Source organism: Streptosporangium sp. LJ11 (assembly GCF_051918945.1).
Taxonomy (GTDB): domain Bacteria; phylum Actinomycetota; class Actinomycetes; order Streptosporangiales; family Streptosporangiaceae; genus Streptosporangium.
Genome location: NZ_JBPXMB010000071.1, coordinates 1 through 4,651, shown reverse-complemented (window position 1 = coordinate 4,651; position 4,651 = coordinate 1). Strand labels below are relative to the sequence as shown.

At 71.3% G+C, this 4,651-nt stretch carries 5 protein-coding genes and 1 pseudogene; 3 read left to right on the top strand and 3 right to left on the bottom strand.

Annotation, left to right across the window (positions count from 1 at the left end; translation table 11 throughout):
* Positions 1-124: pseudogene (locus ACTOQ3_RS43330) on the bottom strand (NPP1 family protein); the annotation flags it as partial.
* 67 nt (positions 125-191) lie between these two features.
* Here ACTOQ3_RS43330 and ACTOQ3_RS43325 point away from each other — a divergent pair.
* The 3 genes from ACTOQ3_RS43325 (at position 192) to ACTOQ3_RS43315 (ending at position 2,042) form a co-directional block, all read left to right on the top strand.
* On the top strand, positions 192-407 hold the full coding sequence (locus ACTOQ3_RS43325) for a hypothetical protein (RefSeq protein ID WP_440089889.1): 216 nt from the start codon (positions 192-194) through the stop codon (positions 405-407).
* A gap of 352 nt (positions 408-759) precedes the next feature.
* The gene (locus ACTOQ3_RS43320; protein WP_440089888.1) at positions 760-1,176 is read left to right on the top strand and encodes a LysR family transcriptional regulator; all 417 of its coding nucleotides are present in this window, start codon (positions 760-762) and stop codon (positions 1,174-1,176) included.
* Positions 1,177-1,319: 143 nt separating this feature from the next.
* Positions 1,320-2,042 (top strand): VOC family protein, encoded by a 723-nt coding sequence (locus tag ACTOQ3_RS43315; RefSeq protein WP_440089887.1) that lies wholly within the window; start codon positions 1,320-1,322, stop codon positions 2,040-2,042.
* A gap of 117 nt (positions 2,043-2,159) precedes the next feature.
* On the opposite strand, the gene ACTOQ3_RS43310 is transcribed toward ACTOQ3_RS43315, so the two are convergent.
* Together ACTOQ3_RS43310 and ACTOQ3_RS43305 are read right to left on the bottom strand one after the other, a co-directional pair.
* On the bottom strand, positions 2,160-3,056 hold the full coding sequence (locus ACTOQ3_RS43310; protein WP_440089886.1) for an RNA polymerase sigma-70 factor: 897 nt from the start codon (positions 3,054-3,056) through the stop codon (positions 2,160-2,162).
* 62 nt (positions 3,057-3,118) lie between these two features.
* Positions 3,119-4,312, bottom strand: coding sequence for an NAD(P)/FAD-dependent oxidoreductase (locus ACTOQ3_RS43305; RefSeq protein ID WP_440089885.1), 1,194 nt, complete (start codon positions 4,310-4,312; stop codon positions 3,119-3,121).
* Positions 4,313-4,651 lie beyond the last annotated feature (339 nt).

Here is a 4,651-nt window from a genome sequence, read left to right as displayed (position 1 = left end):
CCGACTGGTCACGGCAGTTGCCGTTGACCGCGCCGGTCGGGTTCAGCCCCGCAGCGAGGGTCCCGTCCGGCCCGATGGCGGGGGTGGCGTAGCAGCCGTCGCCGTCGTAGTCGTAGGCCGGAGAGAACGAGGCCTCGTACCCTCCGGCCTACTAGGGCAGGTTGTGCGGCGGGTCGGCGTAGGCCGCCGACGTGGGGATCACGACCCCCAGGGCGGTGGCGCCGAGCACGATCCCGAGCCGGGAACGCCCGCGCGTGAAGAACGCGGGCAAGGACGCGGGCGAGGACGCGGGAAAGGACGCCCTCCTCCGCGACCCGGTCGCCGGCTTCGATGCCCTCGCGATGGACGTGAATGACGACAGCTTTCGCATTCTTCCGCTTTCTCGAAGGACTGGCTTCATGACCTGACGGCGCGCGGCGTGGTGCTCGCACCGGCGGCGTCGTCCGCACCGACGTGAGCATGCCTCGCGCTGTCACGGCACCACGGAACCGACACTTGATCAAGATCTTCGTGGCAAATGACGCCGACATGTATCGGCGACGGTCGAAAGGTGAACCACGCGCGAAAGCTCATGATTCACCTCCCGGAGCAGCGGGGGCGCGCACCTCACCCCGCGCGATCCGCCGTTCGTCCCGGATGCCGTGCGCGGCGTGATCCGCCCTGTCGTGAACGCCCGCCCCGAACCGCACGCCGCCACGAGCCGGATCGTGGACCGGCTCCCTCATCAGTAGGCTGCGCCCATCGTTTCGAGGAAGCCGGGTGGACGCGCGTCAGCTGTCGTATTTTCTCGCCGTCGTCGAGCACATGAACTTCGGCCGGGTGGCCCAGCAGCTCCACATCGCGCAGCCGTCGCCGTCACAGGCGATCGTGACGTTCGAGCGGGAACCCGGTGTGCCCCTGTTCCACCGGGTCGGCCGCGGCATCGTGCTGAGCGACGCGGGCGCGCGGCTCGTCGAGCTGGCGCGCCAGGTGTTGCGGGCCGACGACGTCGATCCCGCGGCGCAACCGCTCGCCGCGCTCGCCCTGCCGCCGCGGATCGCCACCGCCTCGGACACCGAGATCGAAGCCCTGACCGCCTCACCGGATCCGGCCGCACGGATGCTGGTGGCCGAGCGGTGCGATCTGCCGTCCGGGATCCGCGTCGAAGACGCCCGAGCCGGGCGTCCACCGTCCTGATCGCGGATCATGCGCCGGAAGCGTCACCTTCTGACCTAAATGCGTTGGCGTCCTGGTCCTCGAGCGGACTAGCGTTGGCCTCCGTCATGCGCAGGAGGACGTGCCCCGCCTGCGCCTGCGAGCCAACAGCTGGGAGATCCGGGATGACCGCTCAACTCGTCGCGCTCTGCTTCGACGCGAACGACCCGCTCCGTCTCGCGCGCTTCTGGGCCGGAGTCCTGGGCTGGGAGACGGCCGACGACCCCCACGACGGCATCACGCTCCTGCCGAGCGACGACACCGGGTTCCGGATCCGATGCCTTCCGAGCCGGGAGAAGAAGACCGGCCCGAACCAGATGCACTTCGACCTGACGAGCACGTCCCTGGAGGACCAGCGACAGACGGTGGCCAGGGCACTCGAACTCGGCGCGCGGCACATCGACGTCGGGCAACGCCCGGAGGAGGATCACGTCGTGCTCGCCGACCCCGAGGGCAACGAGTTCTGCGTCATCGGGCCGGACAACAAATTCCTCGCCGACTGCGGATTCGTCGGGGCGCTCGCGTGCGACGGTTCGCAGGAGGTCGGATACTTCTGGAGCGAGGCGCTGGGCTGGCCGCTGGTCTGGGACCAGGACCAGGAGACCGCGATCCGCTCGCCGCACGGCGGTCCGAAGATCACCTGGGGCGGTCCGCCGGTGGCGCCGAAGACCGGGAAGAACAGACTGCACTTCGACCTCGCTCCGCCCGCGCACGGTGATCAGCAGGCGGAGGTCGACCGTCTCGTCTCCCTCGGAGCGACGCGAATCGACATCGGCCGGCGCGAGGCCGGCCAGGTGGTGATGGCCGACCCCGATGGCAACGAGTTCTGCGTGTTCACCCCCCGCTAGCGTGACCGGCCCCGGGGACGGCGCGCCCGCGATCCACTTCGGTCACGGGTACGCGGCCCGATCGGCCGGGACCGTCCCCTCCCCCGGACAGCCCAGGCGGCTGTTCCGCCGCCGGTTTCACCGCAGGGTGAGTGGAATCTCCGAGTCGATGCGGGTCAGTTTTTCCGGGTTGCGGATGTAGTAGAGGCCGGTGATGCGGGCGTCCTGGACACTGATCGCCATGACGCCGTCGAGCTCGCCGTTCACGTGGACGAGGAGTGCCGGGCTGCCGTTGACCACGGTGGACTCGCCGGTGGGCGCGACCTCGGCCTTGCCGAGGCCGCCGGCGATGAAGCGGGCCACCTTGTCGGCGCCGGTGATCGGCCGCGGCGCGGCCTGCTTGAGGCCGCCGCCGTCGGCGATGAGGACGACCTCGGGGGCGAGCACGTCGAGGAGGCCTTGCAGGTTTCTGGTCTCGACCGCGCGCCGGAACGACTCCAGAGCCGCCCGGGTCGTACTCGGGGAGACCGCCTCGCGAGGGCGGCGGGCATCGACGTGCCGGCGGGCGCGGAGCGCGATCTGGCGGACGGCCGCGGGACTCTTGCCGACGGCGGCCGCGATCTCGTCGTAGCCGACGTCGAAGGCCTCGCGCAGCACGAAGACGGCGCGTTCGGTCGGCGACAAGGTCTCCAGGACGAGCATGAGCGCCATCGACACGCTCTCGGCGAGCTCGGCGTCGAAGGCCACGTCCGGCGCGGTGAGCAGCGGCTCGGGCAGCCAGGAGCCGACGTAGGTCTCCTTGCGGCGTCTCATGGCGCGCAGCCGGTTGAGCGACTGCCGAGTCGTGATCCGGACCAGGTAGGCGCGCCGGTCGCGTACCTGCCCCAGGTCGACCTTCATCCACCGCAGCCAGGTCTCCTGCAGGACGTCCTCGGCGTCGGCGGCCGAGCCGAGCATCTCGTAGGCGACGGTGAAGAGCAGGTTGCGGTGGGCGACGAACACCTCGGTCGCCGCGTTGACGGTGTGGTCACTCATTTCTCGCGCTCTCTCCTTCGTGGCCGCCCCTGGTCGCCGGAGACGCTCGCCGGGCCGCCCGTTCAGCGGGTGGCCAGCGTCTCACCGCGCCTGGCCCGCAGCACCTGCCGGCGCCTGCCATCCTTGGCCCAGGCCGGGAAGTCGAGCGAACCGGGCTTGCGCGCCTGGTGGGCCAGCTGCCAGACAATGCTCTTGCAAATGGACTCCTTGATCCTCGCGCCAGGGCGGCCCCCGATGTGGAACCGCATCGCGACGTCGTTCCTGTGGGTGAGCTGGAAGATGCCGGCCCGGCGCCCCAGGCTGATGCACTGGGCGACGAACGCCAGGGCGAGGGGCGCGGGGTCCTCGCCCGCGATCCGGCTGAGCACCGTGTCGGCGGCGTGCGGGCCCAGCTGGACCGCGGCCTGGCAGCTCATCCGGAACGGCAGATCCGACGGTGCCGCCGAATCCCCGGCCGCGACGATGCACACGTCGTCCACACTGGTCAACGTCTCGTCCGTGCGCAGACGGCCCAGGGCGTCGGTGCTCAGCCCGCTGCGGCCGGCCAGATCCGGCACGCCGAAGCCGGCGGTCCAGATGGTCACCGTGCTCGGCAGCTCGCGGCCGTCGCTGAGCCGCACGGCGTCGCGGGTCACGGCCGTCACCGTCGCGCCGGGGCCGTCGAGCACGCTCACCCCGAGTTCGGCCAGCCGCCTGGCGACCGAGCGCCGGCCCCGCGGGTGCAGGTACGGGCCGAGCACCTCGCCGCACACCAGGGTCACGCTGCGGCCGGCCTCCGCCAGCTCGGCGGCGGCCTCGATGCCGGTCGGACCGGCTCCGACCACCGTCACCACGGCCGTGGCGGGAGCGGCGTCGACGACGGGCCGCAGCCGCTGCGCCTCCTCCAGGGTGGCGATCGGGTAGGCGAACTCGGCCGCTCCGGGCACGCGCGGATCGGCGCTGCCACTGCCCACCGCGTAGATCAGGTAGTCGTAGCCGACCGTGGCGCCGGTCGCCAATGTCACGCCGCGCTCGGAGGCGTGGATCCGTGTCACGGTGTCGACGACCAGCCGGACGCCCTCGGCCAGGACGTCCGCGTAGTCGACGACCGCCTCGTGGGACCCGCCCACCAGCTGGTGCAGGCGGATCCGGTCGACGAAGGCCGGGCGCGGGTTGATCAGGGTCACCGTCACGTCGTCGCGCCGGGTCAGGCGATTGGCCGCCATGACGCCGGCGTATCCGCCGCCGATCACGACCACGTCGGTGTTCTCGGTCATGGTGTGTCTCCTTCGTCTCCAGAGGTACGACCACAAGACACCGCGTGATTGATCGTTGTGACAGCACGTGAGACAGATCACTCCAGCCGGGTTCCGCAGGACATCCGGGTCGACTCCGACCTCGCGGCGACCGCGCGGCCGCACCCCGGCCCGTACGCACGAAACCCGTGCGCACGGGAAAGGCCCGCCCCCATGGGGGCGGGCCCTGCGCTGTCTGTGGATCCTGTGCTGTGGGTGGGGGTGGTCAGCGGAGGACGGGGTGGCGGCGCACCAGGGAGGTGGTGGCCCACCAGGCGCCGATGCCCCAGGTGGTACCGGCGCCGCCCAGGGCCAGGCCGG

Excerpts from the sequence above, each read along its gene's own strand:
- ACTOQ3_RS43315 (WP_440089887.1), top strand. The coding sequence starts at position 1,320 with ATGACCGCTCAACTCGTCGCGCTCTGCTTCGACGCGAACGACCCGCTC.
- ACTOQ3_RS43310 (WP_440089886.1), bottom strand. The coding sequence starts at position 3,056 with ATGAGTGACCACACCGTCAACGCGGCGACCGAGGTGTTCGTCGCCCAC.
- ACTOQ3_RS43305 (WP_440089885.1), bottom strand. The coding sequence starts at position 4,312 with ATGACCGAGAACACCGACGTGGTCGTGATCGGCGGCGGATACGCCGGC.